This window comes from Zobellia barbeyronii (assembly GCF_018603515.1).
Taxonomy (GTDB): Bacteria; Bacteroidota; Bacteroidia; order Flavobacteriales; family Flavobacteriaceae; genus Zobellia; species Zobellia barbeyronii.
This window is the reverse complement of record NZ_JACATN010000004.1, coordinates 597,910-613,226: the sequence shown is the minus strand read 5'-3', so window position 1 is coordinate 613,226 and position 15,317 is coordinate 597,910. Positions and strand designations below refer to the sequence as shown.

Sequence of the window (15,317 nt, the reverse complement as noted above, 5' to 3'; positions counted from 1 at the left end):
GCAAGACAAATGATAAATCTTAAAAAGCATACTAAAATAGCTTTAGTGTATTTTGTCTTGGCGGCTCTTTTAGGGTGTGTACTACGGTTTTTTAGAGTACTTGATATTCCTATAACCTACAAGTATATTGTTCATGCCCATTCACATATAGCGTTATTGGGCTGGGTATATTTAGCGCTCACTAGCTTACTGTATAAACTTTACTTAAGCAAGTCAGCAGTTGGTGAGAAATACAGTAGAATATTTTGGTTTACCCAGCTCACTTTAATTGGTATGTTGTTGACTTTTCCGTTTCAAGGGTATGCTGTGTTTTCAATTGTCTTTTCTACCCTGTTCTTGTTGGCATCTTATTGGTTTTCTTGGTTCTTTTTTAAGAACGTTCCTGTTGCATACAAGAAGACTCAATCATTACAGTGTGCAAAAGCTGCTATTTTGTATTTGCTGATTTCAAGTGTTGGTCCTTGGGCATTAGGAGGAATAATGAATACCCTTGGCGGAGACTCCATTTGGTATCGTTTGGCTATTTATTTCTATCTCCATTTCCTTTATAACGGATGGATGATAATGGCGCTCGTAGCTGTATTTCTATATATTTTGGAGAAACAACAGATTGTCCTACCACAAAGGAATTTTAAAAGGTTCTTTTGGGGATTGAACCTTGGTATTGTCCTTTCTTTTTTTCTGTCTACGTTGTTTTCGCATCCATCTATAGTTTACTATATATTTGGTGGAGTAGGGGCCGTTTTGCAGTTGTATGCGTTTTATGTTTTATGGATATTCTTATTAGAGGTTAAGTCTAAATTGAATAGCTTGTTTTCAACGTTTCATCAGAATATATTGAAAATAATAGGCGTGCTATTGGGTAGTAAAATGATATTGCAAACACTTAGCGCAATACCTTATTTTGCAAATTTAGCCGTGACCTATTTAGACTTTACCATCGGTTATTTACACTGGACATTCTTGGGAGTGGTGACTATAAGCCTATTCTTGTTCCTAGACTACTTTAAGTTACTACAGCTTGGCAAACAAACCTTCTTACTATATACACTAGGTTTTGTACTCACGGAAGCCTTAATTTTTTATAAGGCAATCGTAGCATGGCAATCAGCCACATTGTTTTCTGCCTACTATCTTATTTTGGCGGTGGCAAGTTTGGTACTGCTATTGGCCCTTTTAGGTCTTTTACTATCGAGAGAGAAGAATGTGCCTCAGTCATAAAAACTTAAACGGCATCGTCTTTTAGTATACTAAAAACGACACCGTTTAAATTTGAATTTAGGGGAATTTGACAAGCCAAACGGCTTGTTTTATCAGCATTAAGAATAGTAGAAAGCGTATTCCTTTCTGTTATATCCATTTTATCCAAAGTGAATTCGCTATGGATTTTTATATGACAGGTCCCACACCAGGCTCTGCCTTTACAATCGCCCCAATCTTCCATATACTTATCAAACAGTAGTTCCATAAGACTATGGTATTCATTGGTCACGAAGTTAGCGTGGCATTTTTCGCCATACTCGTCAATATAAGTAAGGCTTAGGTTCTCCACAGATATAGTTCAGGTTTTATAATGGATGAATGCTAAAGAATGTTCGCAATAATAATAGAGCAACTAAAGAGCAAACTTACTAATAGCATATTAAAAGTTATTTTAGATTTCAATTGCGCAAGTACTGCAGCATTGTATCCCATACATAAAATGGTTACAAAAAAGAGCAATACCATTTTTGAAAGGTCATGTAGGTTACTCATCAATAACACCATTGCAGCAGCAGAACCTATGCAGCTTTGCGCTATTATAGCAATAGTGGAATAACCGGTCTGTTGTCTGGTAAACTCACTAAGTAGATTGTTGTATACTTTGGCTATACCAGTACTTCTCTGTTGTTTTTCAGAATAACTTAAAGGTAACGATGGTGTCCTCATGAGAATCAATTTTAGAAATTTATAATTGAACTTTTATAAGCAGATTTAGTAAGTGCGAATTACACTTTACGCAACTGCAGTTAATTCTTTTTCTAACGCACTGGCCTTGGTAAAGAGAATGTTGTTCTCTAAGTGAATGTGACGGTGCAGGTCGTCTTCAAATTCTTGCAATAGCGAATACGTAACCTTGTAAGTAGAACAGGCGTCAGCAGGTGGCGTGTAGTCATTGCTCAGTTTGGCAATGGTTCTAAAACGAACCCCTTCATTATCATGTTCGTCCATCATAGTACAAATTGGATTTGCTACGGAGCCGAAACCAGGAGCACTCAAATCTTTTCCGGTCTGTTGTGATTCAACCATCTTTCTAACAAAAGGGAAGAGTATCAATTCTTCTTTTTTCATGTGCGAAGCTAATTCTCCTGCAGATGCATTAAAAAGTTCTTTGATTTCAAAAAGCTCAGGATGTTTTTCGCCATGTACGCGGCATAGTTTGTCAAGGTATTGTTTCAATACAGTACTTTGTTTCTCAACATATCTATGGTGCTTTTTTTCAATATAATCAACAAGAAGGTCCAATGGCCAAGATTTAAAATCAATGTTATCACCACTGGTTTGTTCTGTTACCGCTTTTAGTTCTGAGAAAAGCACATCAACACTTAAATTATTTTTAAGGGCAACCTCTTCAAGTGAACGGTTTCCTCGGCAACAAAAGTCAATTTTATGGTTTTTAAAAACTTGTGCGGTTCGGTAATCTTTTGCTACAATTTCGCCTACTGTTTGTGTCATAATTTCTTTTTTATAGTTATTTTATTAAATAGGATAAAATTGTCCTATTTATATTCAAATTTTTTTACCTTCTCAAAGATGTAAGTCCTTCCTCTAGACCAATGGTCATATCATAAAGGCTGGTATTTTCTAACATGTTTTTCAAATCACTCCGTATCTGAACAAATTTATCGTGAACAGGGCAGGGTTCATTAGCATTACATTTTTTTAGACCAAGTCCACAACCCTCATATACGTTGTTGCCATCTATGGCAAATACTATTTGGGCAAGTTTTATCTGGTTTATGTTTGCCTTTGTTATCTGAAAGCCGCCAGATGCACCTTTTACTGAATCTACAATGTGATTCTTAGATAATTGCTGCAAAACTTTGGCCGTAAAAGCAACGGGAGAATCTATCTTTTCAGCAATCTCTTTCAAGCTCACTCTAGTACCTTCAAGCGATTTTAACGCTATGTAGGTTGATGCTCTTATTCCGTATTCACATGCTTTTGAAAACATTCAGATAGTTTTGTTTTACGTTACAAAGATATGATGTTTTTTAACTAGGACAAATGTATCCGAGTTAAATTTTATTTTTTTGTATTAGGAAGTTCTACTTCTATGTTGGAACATCTGCATAAAAAGCATTGTACTCATTTTTTGTGCCCTATTCTTGGCAATCCAAGCTTTGTCGCCTTCAAAGAGTTCATCTATGGTTGCAAACCAATGATTAAGCCAAAGGCCAAAATGTTCGGAGGTAATACTATGATTGGTTTTGTCATCTACTTCTTGGTGCGCCGTTACGGGGTTGCCTTGATATATTCGTTTTAAAAAAAGCTGAGTTTCCCAGAAATCCGTTAATAATTTTAGGTGTGCTTCCCAGTCGGTAATAATTCCATTAAAAATAGGACCAAGAATTTTATCCTCTCTTATTTTTCCATAGAAGGTTTCAACAAGCAGCTGTACGTCATCTCGGGTTTCAATTTCTTTTTTTTCCATCGTATCAAAAGTACACTATTGGCATTAGTTTTTGAAGTGCTCGGTTTGTGCTGCAAATATCTATAATAGAGGAGCTTTAGAATATGAACAATATCATGTTTTGCCAATTATTGGTATAAAAAAAGTGGAAAGAGAATCAAACTGATTTCCTTTCCTCTTTTTAATTAGACATGATGTTTCTATTTTGCTAAATGGTCGTTGTAAAATTCCCATGCTTGGGTAGCCACATCTCTACCTAATTGCAGGCCAGCTATATTGTCGGCCTGTATGTGGTAACCACCCATTACCCTAGACATACCCGCCATATTAGCAGTTTCAGTAAAAGTAGGGAAGTTTATAATTACCGGTTTTCCAAAATGAATGCTGTCATATTCTGTAAGGGAACCCGGTATAAGTTCTATGGATTCTCCAAAATACTCATCACCGGTAAAAAGACGAAGCACTTCTGCACAAGCCCCACTAATAGTGCTGTGACCAGAGGTGTAGCTCGGGAATGGAGGACATAGAAAAATATCTGGCGAATAAGGGCGCCATTCTTGCCCTTTCATTTCAACAATACCTTTGCCAGGACCTGCCCACGCCTTTATAGTTTTATCTTTGTAATATTCGTGAACCAGTGCATAAGGACGGGCATAATCATAGAACATCTTAGAATCCCATGAAGCAATAAAAGCATCCATTGCAGTTATTTCCGTTAAGAAATACATTTTTACATCTTCGTCTAACGTATGGTTATCTCTGCGGGAAACGTCTTGTGCGAACTTTAACCAGTGGCCAGCTTGCTGTACAGATTGCGGTCCGTCTCGCATGAATTCTACCAAAGCTATTTCTTCATCAGATAGGTTGGCCTGCAAATCAACCACCTCTTGAACTTCTTTTTTTAATTGCTCTGAACCTACCAACGGCGGAGGCCCTGGTCTAAATTGGTCTGCCGTGGTTAATGTAATAGGAGCTACTTTTTGCCAGTAAGGGGTAAGACAACCAGGAGCATATTGGCCACCTTTGCCATCTGAAAAATACTTTGGTTGCCACCTATTGATGTCCGTATTCTCATCTGCTGAGTTTACCGGACTGTAGTTGGTATAATCAAAATATGCTTCTCCGTTAGAACCTTCAACCTCCCCATATTGATTGCTACCATCGTTTTTTCTAGCTTCTATAGTAGCCATGGCAGCTAGGTTGCCCACACCTTCCGGCGTGTTCGGGTCCGTTGATGTATTGTCTGGGTCAAGACCTAAGTCCGTCATAAATTTTCTGAACATTTCAGTATTGGAATAGTAGTATTCCTTCATCGCACCAAAAGCAGCATAGCTAATCGCAATTTCTTTATTTTTAAGATTCTGTTCACTCGCAGGTTTTCGGTCTACACCTTTTAAATAAACTGGTATAGCAGTCTCATCATAAACGGACCATGCATCAAAAATTGAGATAAAAATTAGGCCAAGGTAACGTGAGGTTATTGTGGGTCTAGGCTTGAATTGTTCGGTATCCGATGCTGTGGCATCCAACGCCATTTTTCCCCACTTATAGGCAATATTTTCAACTCCTCTTGGTTCTTCTTGTTTTTCTTGGGCGAAAGATGCGCCGGAAGATAATAACCCCATCATAAGGGTTAGTACAATAATACGTTTCATGTAATTGGTTATTAAGTTGTTGGTAACTTTCAAATATAAGAAAGACATTAAAACCTTTGAAATTTCTTACGTAAGAACTTTCATCATAAACCCATATAATTCTTCCATTTGTGGCTTTCCTTTTTGTTTACCGCTTCGTCCAAAAAAGTAAAGTACAAACCATACCACTACTATCATACCCATTAGTCCTAGTTGCAAGTGATAAGGTTTATTTAGGGACGCGCTTGAATACGCCCAAATTCCTATGATGATGAATAGGCATGCTACCGCAAAATGTACGAACATAAAGAAGGTCCATAGGGTAGGGTTAGGTCCAAATATGCCATGTAAACGGCAGTTGGAAGCATCTAGTTCATCTATCTGCAAGTGGAGTTGAGGCGACCAGAAATGGTTGTTTTTATCGTCGAATTTAAGAAAGACATGTTCATCTAATCTTTTTACCAAAAAAGGAGCGTAACCAGCAGTTTCAAACTTTTTAAGAATGCTTTCACTGGTTCCGGCAATATCCAATTGAAACCTTGGGCGAAGTACAATTTCGTTAGGTAACGGTTTCATAAGAAAATTGTTTGGTGGCCGTAGCCGTTAATTATGGCATTCTATAGCGCTTGAAGCTATTTGTGTAACAGGTGCTGGTGATACGTAAGGAATACCCAACCCAAGACCTCTAAGGACAAAAAGCAAACCTATAATCACTACAAAAACGGGAATAGCTTTTTGTACTTTTTGACGTATACCACCTTTTAATAAACCACTAAAATAAATAGCAACCGTCATTAAAGGCACAGTTCCTAAACCAAATAACATCATATACAGGCTGCCTTGTAAAGCATTGCCCATGGCAACGGCTCCAAAAAGTGCCATATAAACCAAACCGCAAGGTAGAAATCCGTTTAGGAAACCAATCGTTAAAAAGGTATCCGGAGATTTTTTCTTCAATTCTTTACCTAGTTGGTTCTTAACTTTAGATATGACTTTGTAAATGGGTTTTGATAGGTTGTATTTGCTGAATGTTTTATGAGGAATTAATACAACTAGAATCATCAAAACTCCAATAGCTATGGAGAGTTTTTGTTGTGCACCAAAAATGGATAATCCTTTTCCTAGAAAGCCAAAAATGAGTCCAATGATACCATATGCCATTAACCGGCCAAAGTGATAAATGAATATCTGACCAAATTTTTTGACATTGTTAGAATGGTCTACCGGAAGCATAAAGGCAATAGGGCCACACATGCCAACGCAGTGCAAGCTTCCCATTAAGCCTAGTATGACGGCAGATAGAATCATGTTTCTCTTAAAGGGTTATACTTTCTCTATGCTGAAAATCCTTCCCTTGGTGTTTCCAAGTTATTTTTATATCCCAACGACCATCCAACAAGCGTTTGTCAGGTATGAGCAAATGTGAATCGGATAGACTTATAGGTAAGTCAAAATCCAAGTGCTTATTGGACGGTCTGTATAGGGATACAATGCCTGATACATTTGTGTCTGCGTATCCTTTAGGAAAGATTACTAGTAATCCTTCAGGTGTTTTTTCTAATTCTATTTTTTCATTGGAGTTAACAGCGTTTTGCTCTGCATCTATTTCTTTTTGATAGCCAAGTTCTGCCTTGTAATACTCTTCAGTAACCAAATCATGATTGGCATCATGGCTTGTAGTCATTCGTATCACGAAGAACAGTATAAAACTGATGAAAATTCCAAAAGCAATTACGATACCTGTACCCCAATTTATTTTCATGATCTTTTACTTAATTACTATTTATAACTACGCGGTGCCAAAAAGCGCGCCGTGGTGGTCTCTATTAATTTGTCATTACTGTAGACACCAATTTTTAAGTTGTTCTTATCACCACTCAAGGCCGAAGCATTAATTTCTATAAACAAGGTTCCTTCTGCCAACGCTTCCGGTTGTACATCAAAATTATTGTTTCGTACTAATTTAATTTCCCCTTTAGGAGACATCAACTCAAAATGAACGTTCTCTACAGGCTTAGTGGTTTTGTTCAATAATTTGTAAGTGAAGACATTACTAATAATGTTGCCTTCTTTGTGTTCGTAAAGTTGGCCTGGTAACCTCAAAATATTGGCTTCAAGGTCGTTTCTTAAGAACATCATACCTACAAGTACACCAGTTAAAATTACCAATACCGCAGTATATCCTTTTAAACGAGGTGTAAATTTAAACTTCTCTTTCTTGGTAATTTCATCTTCACTGGCATAGCGAATCAATCCTTTTGGAAGATCTACTTTTTCCATTATGGAATCGCACTCATCTATACAGGCGGTACAGTTTACACATTCTAACTGCGTTCCGTTTCTAATATCAATTCCTGTAGGGCAAACGTTTACACATTGGTTGCAGTCAATACAATCGCCATTGCCTAATTCCTCTCGGTCTTCATTTTTACGCCACTTTTTTCTTCCATTTTCAGCTTCACCTCTTACGTGGTCGTAAGCAACAATAATAGACTGGTTGTCTAATAGCACACCTTGCATACGTCCGTAAGGACAGGCAATAATACACACCTGTTCTCTAAACCAGGCGAATATAAAATAAAACACCCCTGTAAATATCAATAGAGATAACATGGTGCTTAAGTGTTGGCTAGGACCATCTGTAACATACTGAATCAAGCGGTCGCTACCAATCAAGTAAGCCAAGAAAACATTAGCTATGATAAACGATATGATAAAAAAGATTATCCATTTCAACACACGTTTACGAATCTTTTCAGAATCCCAAGCTTGTCTATCCAGTCGCATTTGAGCGCCACGGTCACCATCTATCCAATATTCTATTCTTCTAAAAACCATTTCCAAGAAAATGGTTTGCGGGCACATCCATCCGCAGAAAATACGTCCAAATGCAACAGTAAAAAGAGCAATGAAAACCACCCCAATAATCATTGAAATAACGAAGAGGTGAAAATCTTGCGGATAAAACGGAAAACTAAAGATGTTAAAACGTCTTTCTAAGACATTGAACATCAAAAATTGGTTGCCGTTAATCTTAATAAAAGGAGACGCAATCAAGAAGGTAAGAAGAACGTAACTTACGTATTTGCGATACTCATAAAGTTTACCACTAGGCTTTTTGGGATATACCCATGCCCGTTTTCCGTCTTCCTTTATGGTGCCTATGGAATCCCTAAAATTTTCTTGATCTTGTGCCATTTTATTATGCTTTATCAGCTAACAGGGCAAACATGTCCCGTTTAATTCAGTTCATAGTAACCGATGTAGAATCTACTTCCTGTTCGGTACTAGATTCTATTGCAGGAACTGCCTGGGCAGGTGCATCTGGGTCTAACCAAAGATCACCGTCCGGAGCTTTTGGATTGGCTGGTGTAGTACCTTGAAAACTCAAGACGTAACTAGCAACCTGAGCAATTTCTGCAGGCTTTAAACTCTGTTTCCAAGCAATCATACCTTTACCATCACGACCACCTTCAGAAATCGTATGGAAAACATTTTTGATGCCTCCACCTAAAATCCAATTTTGGTCTGTAAGGTTAGGTCCAATACCACCGCCACCATCTACCATATGACAGGCAACACAGTTACTTTCAAAAATGGTCTGGCCAGCTTTAAGGTCTCCCGCATCGGTAAGTAATTCTACCGTATTGGCATCAACAAGGCCTTTTGCGGTCTTTTTATACTCTTCAATCTCTAATTGAGCGGCAGCTACTTCTTGCTCGTATTCTTGGTCTTGGTTATAATCATTATATATCTCAAAACGAACTAGGTAAACTACAGCGAACACAATAGAGGCATAGAATAAGTATACCCACCATGGCGGTAGATTGTTGTCTAACTCGCGAATACCATCATAGTCATGGTCAAGAATAATCTCGCCTTCTTTTTCCATGGGTTTAGAACCAAGCATTCTTTGGTAAGTTTCTTCGCCCCATTTCCAATGTAAAGATTTGTTCTTTGCAGCTAGATAACGCTCTTGCGCTTCTTTTGAAAGAGTTTGATACATTACATTTTCTATGGCTCTTGTAATTATCGCAATTACGATAAGCAAGAATAGAACGAATACAAGGAATACTTGCACCATTGGGAATTTAATAAACGCGGGTAAGTCTCCTGAATCAACAACAAACTCCGTTAAGCCGAATATTAAAAAGAAAACAAGTGGTATTTTGAACCACCAAGTTGATGTGTTTTTCATAGTTCTAGGTTTTGTTGGTTATCTTCTTCAAAAGGTAATTCGCTCACTTCTTTTATGTATGTTTTTGAGGCAGTAAAAACCCACCAGAATAACAATATGAAAAACACAAAGAAGATAAGTAGTGATATCATGGGGTAGGTTGCTACGCCATCAATAGTTTCCATGTAACCTTTTACAAATTTGAACATGATATTTATTTTTTATTTTTCAGATATTATTTCGCCGGTCTCTTTAATCTTGATATCCGTACCTAAACGTTGTAGGTATGAAATTAAGGATACGATTTCTCGGTCTCTCATTTCTACGAACTCTTCACCATTTTCAGCGGCATAGGTTTTGTCAGCTTCATAGTTTTTAGCAAAATCGGGATCTGAATATAAGTTCTTCTCGATTTTTGTAGCCTGAGCATCCATAAGAGCATCGGCATTAGCAATCTCCTCTTCAGTGTACGGTACTCCCAAGGTTACCATAGCTTCCATTTTTGTCTTAATGTTGCTACGGTCATGCTTGTCACGTACCATCCAAGAATATGAAGGCATAATAGAACCGGATGATGTACTCTGAGGGTCATACATGTGGTTCAAGTGCCAGTTGTCAGAATACTTTCCGCCAACCCTAAGTAAATCTGGTCCAGTACGCTTACTTCCCCATAGGAATGGGTGGTCGTAAACGAATTCACCAGCTTTGGCATACTCACCATAACGTTCTACTTCACTTCTAAACGGACGAACCATTTGCGAGTGACAGCTAACACAACCTTCACGAATGTAAAGGTCACGGCCTTCTAGTTCTAACGGAGTATAAGGCTTAACACTAGAAATGGTAGGTATGTTAGATTTTACCAAAAGGGTTGGTACAATCTGTATAAGACCTCCAATTAATATAGCTACAGTAGCTAAGATGGTCAATTGAATAGGCTTACGCTCTAACCAAGTATGGAAAGTTTCGCCAGCTGTTCTGTGTTTTGAAACACGAGTAAGAGCAGCAGCTTCTGCCAATTCATCTTCTATTGTGCTACCGGAACGTATGGTACGAACTACGTTGTAGATCATAACCATGGCACCAACAATGTAAAGGCTTCCACCAATGGCACGCATCCAGTACATAGGCATAATTTCGTGTACGGTTTCTAAGAAGTTACCATAAACCAATGTACCGTCTGGGTTAAATTCTTTCCACATTAATGCTTGGGTAAATCCAGCAACGTACATTGGTAACGTATACAGAATAATACCTAAAGTACCGATCCAGAAATGGAAGTTTGCCAAGCCTATAGAGAACAATTTATTTTTGGTCATTCTAGGTACCAACCAATAAATCATACCAAATGTTAAGAAACCGTTCCAGGCTAAAGCACCTACATGTACGTGAGCAATAATCCAGTCACTAAAGTGGGCAATAGCATTTACGTTCTTAAGCGAAAGTAAAGGACCTTCAAAAGTTGCCATACCGTAACCGGTAATTGCAACTACCATAAATTTTAAAACAGGGTCTGTACGAACTTTATCCCATGCACCACGTAACGTAAGAAGTCCGTTTATCATACCACCCCAAGAAGGAGCTAAAAGCATAATTGAAAATGCTACACCTAAGTTTTGAGCCCAATCCGGTAAAGCGGAGTATAACAAGTGGTGAGGTCCAGCCCAGATATAAATAAAAATCAAAGACCAGAAGTGAACTATAGATAGTCTATAAGAATAAACCGGTCTGTTTGCTGCTTTAGGTACAAAGTAGTACATAAGTCCCAAGAACGGGGTAGTCAAGAAAAATGCAACCGCATTGTGCCCGTACCACCACTGTACTAATGCATCTTGAACACCAGCGTAAATAGAGTAACTTTTTAATGCGCTAACAGGAAGCTCCAAGTTGTTGAAGATGTGAAGCACTGCTACCGTAACAAAAGTAGCCAAGTAAAACCAGATGGCAACGTAAAGGTGACGCTGTCTCCTTTTTATCATGGTGCCGATGAGGTTGGCACCAAAAGCAACCCAAACCACAGCAATGGCTATATCTATAGGCCATTCAAGCTCTGCATATTCTTTAGTACTGGTATACCCTAATGGAAGGGTAATAGCTGCCGAGACAATAATTGCCTGCCAACCCCAAAAGTTGAACTTACTAAGAAAATCGCTATACATACGCGCTTTTAGCAAACGTTGCGTGGAGTAGTAAACCCCTGCGTAAATAGCATTTCCTACAAATGCAAAAATCACCGCATTGGTATGCAATGGGCGTAAACGACCAAAACTTAACCATGATATTCCATCGGTTAAGTTGGGGAACATGAACATTAAGGCTAATAGTAAGCCTACAGACATACCCACAATACCCCAGAACATGGTTGCATAGAGGAAATTTTTCACGATTTTGTTATCGTAATAAAACTGCTGTACTTCCATAATTATACTTGTTTATTTAGTTGGATTTTCTCTTTTTCAAACTCTTTGGCGCTGGTTTTTTTAGTCTTAACCAGTTCGTCGTCAAAAAGCATGCGTACAGATGGAGTATACGAATCATCGTATTGACCGCTTTTCACCGAAACGATGAAAGCGATAAAAAATATGACCGCAATAAGAATACTTATGGCCAATAATACAAAAATGACACTCATACCTACCTGAATTATGCCGTAAAACTACGGTGTGTACTTGCTATTTAATATGACTTTTGTCAGGTTTTGATAAATATCTAAAACTTTCTTAATTTTTTATCACAACCGTCTGGTGTGTAAATATATATGCTATTATTATTTTAAGCAGGAAAAAGTTAAAAATTGTATTTTTTTAATCTGTGGAAGAGCTGTTGTATGCTGTCTTTTCTGCCTTTTTTGTGTTCTGGTAAATAGAAATTAAAGCGGCAATTATAATTAGATTTTTTATAACGTACTGACCTAGAAGGGTTGGTGCAAAAGGGCTGTAGGTAAAAGAGGCTTCATTAAGGAGAAGTAAGGAAGAAAAAGTACAGACCATATGCAATAAAGTTACAATAATAGTTTGTTTTCTAAATAGGTCGAATAAAAGAAAAATACCAATACCTACCTCTAAAACGGCAAGCATAAAAATAGAAATATTAGGAGGAATTAAACCAAAAGTGAGTGAGGTGATGGTTTCTTTTGCCAATTCTTCGGCCGGACTAACATCATTAAAAAATTTAAGTGCGCCAAACCAGAGATAGACAATAGCTATTGAGATTTGTAAAAAGGAAATTTTTTTGAAATGTGCTGAAATCGATGAGAGACTGAAAGCTGGCATTTTACTTGAGAGGTAATTAGTGAGTTGTTGGTTTTACAAACGTAACTTTTTAAACGTACTGAATCCGTTTTTTAACTGTTAACTTTTGGTCTTGAGCGTAGTGTCTTACAGACTTAGTCAATATTTCTTCCTATGAAGTTGGTAGAGATGGTAGCAAAGGCAACCACGCTTATAGAACTCAAGGGCATTAAGATTGCAGCAATAACAGGTTCAAGTTGTCCGGTAACCGCAAAATAGAGACCTATGACGTTGTAAGTCAAGGATAACAGAAAACTGAGTTTTATAATCTTCATCGCTTTCTTAGAGGCCAGGATATAGTTGTTTAGCTGTTGAAATTTAGAGGCGTCCATAATACCATCGCTAGCAGGCGAGAACACATTAATATTTTCAGATATGGCAATGCCCACTTCTGCCTGCGCCAAAGCTCCGGCATCGTTAAGACCATCACCCACCATAAGTACCTTTTTGCCTTGTTCTTGTAAAGCCTTTATAAACTCCAGTTTATGCTGTGGTTTTTGATTGAAGTACAACGGAGTGAGTTTGGGTAACAATTTTTCTAAGCGAGACTTCTCTCCTTCGTTGTCTCCCGATAAAATGGCTACGTCAAAATTTTTGGACATATCCTTAAATACTTCGGAAACGCCATCTCGGTATTCATTATGAAAAATATACTTACCCTTATAGGAGTCGTTACTGCTAATATGTACCGATGTGTTAAGTGCATCTGAGACTTGGTCATTACCTACAAAAGATGCTGAACCGGCTTTTATATGTTCGTCATCTTTTGACCCCTCTATACCTTTGCCAATATGTTCTTCGTATTCGTCTAGCGTAATAATATTTTGTTCGGACAAAAGACTGTAAAGCGTTCTACTTAATGGGTGGTTAGAGCCACGTAGCGTATTTTTTAGCAAAGAAGCTTCAGCTTCCGTAAGGGGCATACCTTCATAGGTGGCAGTACTCTTTTTTGATGTGGTAATGGTACCTGTTTTGTCAAAAATAGCGGTGTCTATTTGCGCAAGTTGTTCTATGGTGCGGGTGTCCTTTAAGTAAAACTTCTTTCGCCCAAAAATGCGTAACATGTTACCCAAAGTAAAGGGAGATGCTAAAGCAATGGCACAGGGGCAGGCAATTATTAATACTGCCGTAAATACGTTCATGACTTTGCTAGGGTCATAATAAAGCCAAAATGCGGCCGATAAGAAAGCAATACTGAGCACGGCAATCGTAAATCTCCGGCCAATACTATCGGTCAGGGTTTGGAACTTACTGGCTTTGTCTTCTTGAAAAATACTGTTTCCCCATAATTGGGTAAGGTAACTCTGTGAAACCGATTTTAAGGCTTCCATTTCTATGGCACCTTGTAGTTGTTTTCCGCCGGCAAAGACTTTCTCTCCGGATTCTTTTTTTACTGGTTCGGATTCGCCTGTAACAAAACTATAATCAATACGTGCTTGTCCGTTTATAAGAATACCATCAACAGGAATCAATTCTTCATTTCTAATGAGTAAACGGTCTCCTCTTTTTATATCGTGTACTTGTGTAGTTTCTTCTTTCCCTTCTTTTGATATTCTAGTTATGGCAATCGGGAAATATGATTTGTAGTCTCGTTCAAACGAAAGAAAGGAATAGGTTTTTTGCTGAAAGAACTTTCCTAAAAGCAAAAAGAACACCAATCCTGTTAAGGAGTCGAAAAAGCCACTTCCCCAATCAAAAGTAATTTCTAGTGTACTACGTACAAATAGCACAAAAATCCCCAGAGCAATTGGCACATCAATATTTAATATTTTACTACGAAGTCCTTTATAGGCAGATATGAAATAATCTCTGCCGGCATAAAAAATTACAGGCAATGAAAACAGAAACATAAGCCAATGAAAGACTGGTTCATATTTGTTGAGCCAGAACTCGCCCCCCGATGCATCGCTAGTAGAGAGGTCAAAATAATCTGGAAACGAAAGGAACATGACATTGCCAAAAGCAAAACCAGCTACGCCAAGTTTGTAAATTAGGCTGCGGTCTACACTTTTCTTTTTATTGTCAAAATCATCAAGGGATATATAAGGCTCATAACCTATTCTCGCCAGTAGCAAAACCACTTCTTTTAAAGAAATGGCTGCACTGCTGTAAGTAATACGTACTGTTTTCTTTGGAAAATCTACTTGACCACTCTTAATAGATGGGTTTAACTTGTTCAGATTTTCTAGTACCCATATGCAAGAGCTACAGTGAATATGGGGTATATAAAGATTTACAATCTGTAAGTCCCCGTCATTGAATTCTATTAATTTTTCGGCAATTGGCGTTGAATCTAAAAAATCGTATCTTCCATCAAGAGTTTTTGGAGTTGCGCCGGCAGCAGACTGAATGTCGTAGTAGTAATCAAGGTCATTACCGGAAAAAATTTCATAAACGGTTTTACAACCATTGCAACAAAAATTTTTGTCATCTAGAACTATGGCTTTTTTGCCACAGTCATCACCACAATGAAAACAATTGTTAGAGTTCATTTAATCATTTGCTATACCTTGCACAAAGGTGCAGGATATTAGAGTTTAAAT

Annotated in this window: 17 protein-coding genes; 1 reads left to right on the top strand and 16 read right to left on the bottom strand. The window is 37.9% G+C overall.

From position 1 onward, the window contains the following. Positions 1–9 precede the first annotated feature (9 nt). Positions 10–1,221: a hypothetical protein gene (locus tag HW347_RS15195; protein ID WP_214612607.1), complete on the top strand. Its 1,212-nt coding sequence runs from the start codon at positions 10–12 to the stop codon at positions 1,219–1,221. 4 nt (positions 1,222–1,225) lie between these two features. Here the strand turns inward: HW347_RS15195 and HW347_RS15190 are convergent, their stop codons facing one another. From HW347_RS15190 to HW347_RS15115, 16 genes are all read right to left on the bottom strand, one after another. Then, complete coding sequence (locus tag HW347_RS15190) at positions 1,226–1,552, bottom strand: 2Fe-2S iron-sulfur cluster-binding family protein (RefSeq protein WP_214612606.1); 327 nt, start codon at positions 1,550–1,552, stop codon at positions 1,226–1,228. 32 nt (positions 1,553–1,584) lie between these two features. Next, the gene (locus HW347_RS15185; protein WP_225901940.1) at positions 1,585–1,929 is read right to left on the bottom strand and encodes a hypothetical protein; all 345 of its coding nucleotides are present in this window, start codon (positions 1,927–1,929) and stop codon (positions 1,585–1,587) included. A 66-nt stretch (positions 1,930–1,995) separates the two neighbouring features. Next, positions 1,996–2,715, bottom strand: a complete 720-nt coding sequence (gene ric / locus HW347_RS15180; protein WP_214612605.1) for an iron-sulfur cluster repair di-iron protein — start codon at positions 2,713–2,715, stop codon at positions 1,996–1,998. Between the two features lie 64 nt (positions 2,716–2,779). Beyond that, the gene (locus tag HW347_RS15175; RefSeq protein WP_214612604.1) at positions 2,780–3,214 is read right to left on the bottom strand and encodes an RrF2 family transcriptional regulator; all 435 of its coding nucleotides are present in this window, start codon (positions 3,212–3,214) and stop codon (positions 2,780–2,782) included. Between the two features lie 84 nt (positions 3,215–3,298). Next, positions 3,299–3,694 carry a group III truncated hemoglobin gene (locus tag HW347_RS15170; RefSeq protein ID WP_214612603.1) on the bottom strand — a complete coding sequence of 132 codons (396 nt, stop codon included), beginning with the start codon at positions 3,692–3,694 and terminating at the stop codon, positions 3,299–3,301. Between the two features lie 179 nt (positions 3,695–3,873). Further along, a complete protein-coding gene (locus HW347_RS15165) occupies positions 3,874–5,328 on the bottom strand; it encodes a vanadium-dependent haloperoxidase (protein ID WP_214612602.1) in 1,455 nt (484 codons plus the stop codon). 66 nt (positions 5,329–5,394) lie between these two features. Continuing rightward, positions 5,395–5,883: a GTP-binding protein gene (locus HW347_RS15160; RefSeq protein WP_214612601.1), complete on the bottom strand. Its 489-nt coding sequence runs from the start codon at positions 5,881–5,883 to the stop codon at positions 5,395–5,397. Between the two features lie 27 nt (positions 5,884–5,910). Continuing rightward, entirely contained in the window at positions 5,911–6,615 is a 705-nt protein-coding gene (locus tag HW347_RS15155; protein WP_214612600.1) for a sulfite exporter TauE/SafE family protein, read from the bottom strand. A 7-nt stretch (positions 6,616–6,622) separates the two neighbouring features. After that, positions 6,623–7,069, bottom strand: a complete 447-nt coding sequence (locus HW347_RS15150) for a FixH family protein (protein ID WP_214612599.1) — start codon at positions 7,067–7,069, stop codon at positions 6,623–6,625. A gap of 17 nt (positions 7,070–7,086) precedes the next feature. Next, a complete protein-coding gene (gene ccoG, locus HW347_RS15145; RefSeq protein ID WP_214612598.1) occupies positions 7,087–8,505 on the bottom strand; it encodes a cytochrome c oxidase accessory protein CcoG in 1,419 nt (472 codons plus the stop codon). Between the two features lie 46 nt (positions 8,506–8,551). Beyond that, positions 8,552–9,505 (bottom strand): cbb3-type cytochrome c oxidase N-terminal domain-containing protein, encoded by a 954-nt coding sequence (locus tag HW347_RS15140; protein WP_214612597.1) that lies wholly within the window; start codon positions 9,503–9,505, stop codon positions 8,552–8,554. After that, entirely contained in the window at positions 9,502–9,693 is a 192-nt protein-coding gene (locus HW347_RS15135) for a CcoQ/FixQ family Cbb3-type cytochrome c oxidase assembly chaperone (protein ID WP_155594883.1), read from the bottom strand. Before HW347_RS15135 ends, HW347_RS15140 begins: the two co-directional genes overlap by 4 nt. 12 nt (positions 9,694–9,705) lie before the next feature. Further along, positions 9,706–11,904 (bottom strand): cytochrome-c oxidase, cbb3-type subunit I, encoded by a 2,199-nt coding sequence (gene ccoN, locus HW347_RS15130; RefSeq protein WP_214612596.1) that lies wholly within the window; start codon positions 11,902–11,904, stop codon positions 9,706–9,708. Between the two features lie 2 nt (positions 11,905–11,906). Beyond that, a complete protein-coding gene (gene ccoS, locus HW347_RS15125) occupies positions 11,907–12,116 on the bottom strand; it encodes a cbb3-type cytochrome oxidase assembly protein CcoS (protein ID WP_214612595.1) in 210 nt (69 codons plus the stop codon). Between the two features lie 172 nt (positions 12,117–12,288). Then, positions 12,289–12,756, bottom strand: a complete 468-nt coding sequence (locus HW347_RS15120) for a DoxX family membrane protein (RefSeq protein WP_214612594.1) — start codon at positions 12,754–12,756, stop codon at positions 12,289–12,291. A gap of 113 nt (positions 12,757–12,869) precedes the next feature. Continuing rightward, positions 12,870–15,266 (bottom strand): heavy metal translocating P-type ATPase, encoded by a 2,397-nt coding sequence (locus HW347_RS15115; protein ID WP_214612593.1) that lies wholly within the window; start codon positions 15,264–15,266, stop codon positions 12,870–12,872. Between the last annotated feature and the right edge of the window lie 51 nt (positions 15,267–15,317).

What these genes read in the sequence shown, in the direction of transcription:
- HW347_RS15195 (WP_214612607.1), top strand. Translation starts at nt 10, where the DNA reads ATGATAAATCTTAAAAAGCATACTAAAATAGCTTTAGTGTATTTTGTC.
- HW347_RS15185 (WP_225901940.1), bottom strand. Translation starts at nt 1,929, where the DNA reads ATGAGGACACCATCGTTACCTTTAAGTTATTCTGAAAAACAACAGAGA.
- ric (WP_214612605.1), bottom strand. Translation starts at nt 2,715, where the DNA reads ATGACACAAACAGTAGGCGAAATTGTAGCAAAAGATTACCGAACCGCA.
- HW347_RS15175 (WP_214612604.1), bottom strand. Translation starts at nt 3,214, where the DNA reads ATGTTTTCAAAAGCATGTGAATACGGAATAAGAGCATCAACCTACATA.
- HW347_RS15170 (WP_214612603.1), bottom strand. Translation starts at nt 3,694, where the DNA reads ATGGAAAAAAAAGAAATTGAAACCCGAGATGACGTACAGCTGCTTGTT.
- HW347_RS15165 (WP_214612602.1), bottom strand. Translation starts at nt 5,328, where the DNA reads ATGAAACGTATTATTGTACTAACCCTTATGATGGGGTTATTATCTTCC.
- HW347_RS15160 (WP_214612601.1), bottom strand. Translation starts at nt 5,883, where the DNA reads ATGAAACCGTTACCTAACGAAATTGTACTTCGCCCAAGGTTTCAATTG.
- HW347_RS15155 (WP_214612600.1), bottom strand. Translation starts at nt 6,615, where the DNA reads ATGATTCTATCTGCCGTCATACTAGGCTTAATGGGAAGCTTGCACTGC.
- HW347_RS15150 (WP_214612599.1), bottom strand. Translation starts at nt 7,069, where the DNA reads ATGAAAATAAATTGGGGTACAGGTATCGTAATTGCTTTTGGAATTTTC.
- ccoG (WP_214612598.1), bottom strand. Translation starts at nt 8,505, where the DNA reads ATGGCACAAGATCAAGAAAATTTTAGGGATTCCATAGGCACCATAAAG.
- HW347_RS15140 (WP_214612597.1), bottom strand. Translation starts at nt 9,505, where the DNA reads ATGAAAAACACATCAACTTGGTGGTTCAAAATACCACTTGTTTTCTTT.
- HW347_RS15135 (WP_155594883.1), bottom strand. Translation starts at nt 9,693, where the DNA reads ATGTTCAAATTTGTAAAAGGTTACATGGAAACTATTGATGGCGTAGCA.
- ccoN (WP_214612596.1), bottom strand. Translation starts at nt 11,904, where the DNA reads ATGGAAGTACAGCAGTTTTATTACGATAACAAAATCGTGAAAAATTTC.
- ccoS (WP_214612595.1), bottom strand. Translation starts at nt 12,116, where the DNA reads ATGAGTGTCATTTTTGTATTATTGGCCATAAGTATTCTTATTGCGGTC.
- HW347_RS15120 (WP_214612594.1), bottom strand. Translation starts at nt 12,756, where the DNA reads ATGCCAGCTTTCAGTCTCTCATCGATTTCAGCACATTTCAAAAAAATT.
- HW347_RS15115 (WP_214612593.1), bottom strand. Translation starts at nt 15,266, where the DNA reads ATGAACTCTAACAATTGTTTTCATTGTGGTGATGACTGTGGCAAAAAA.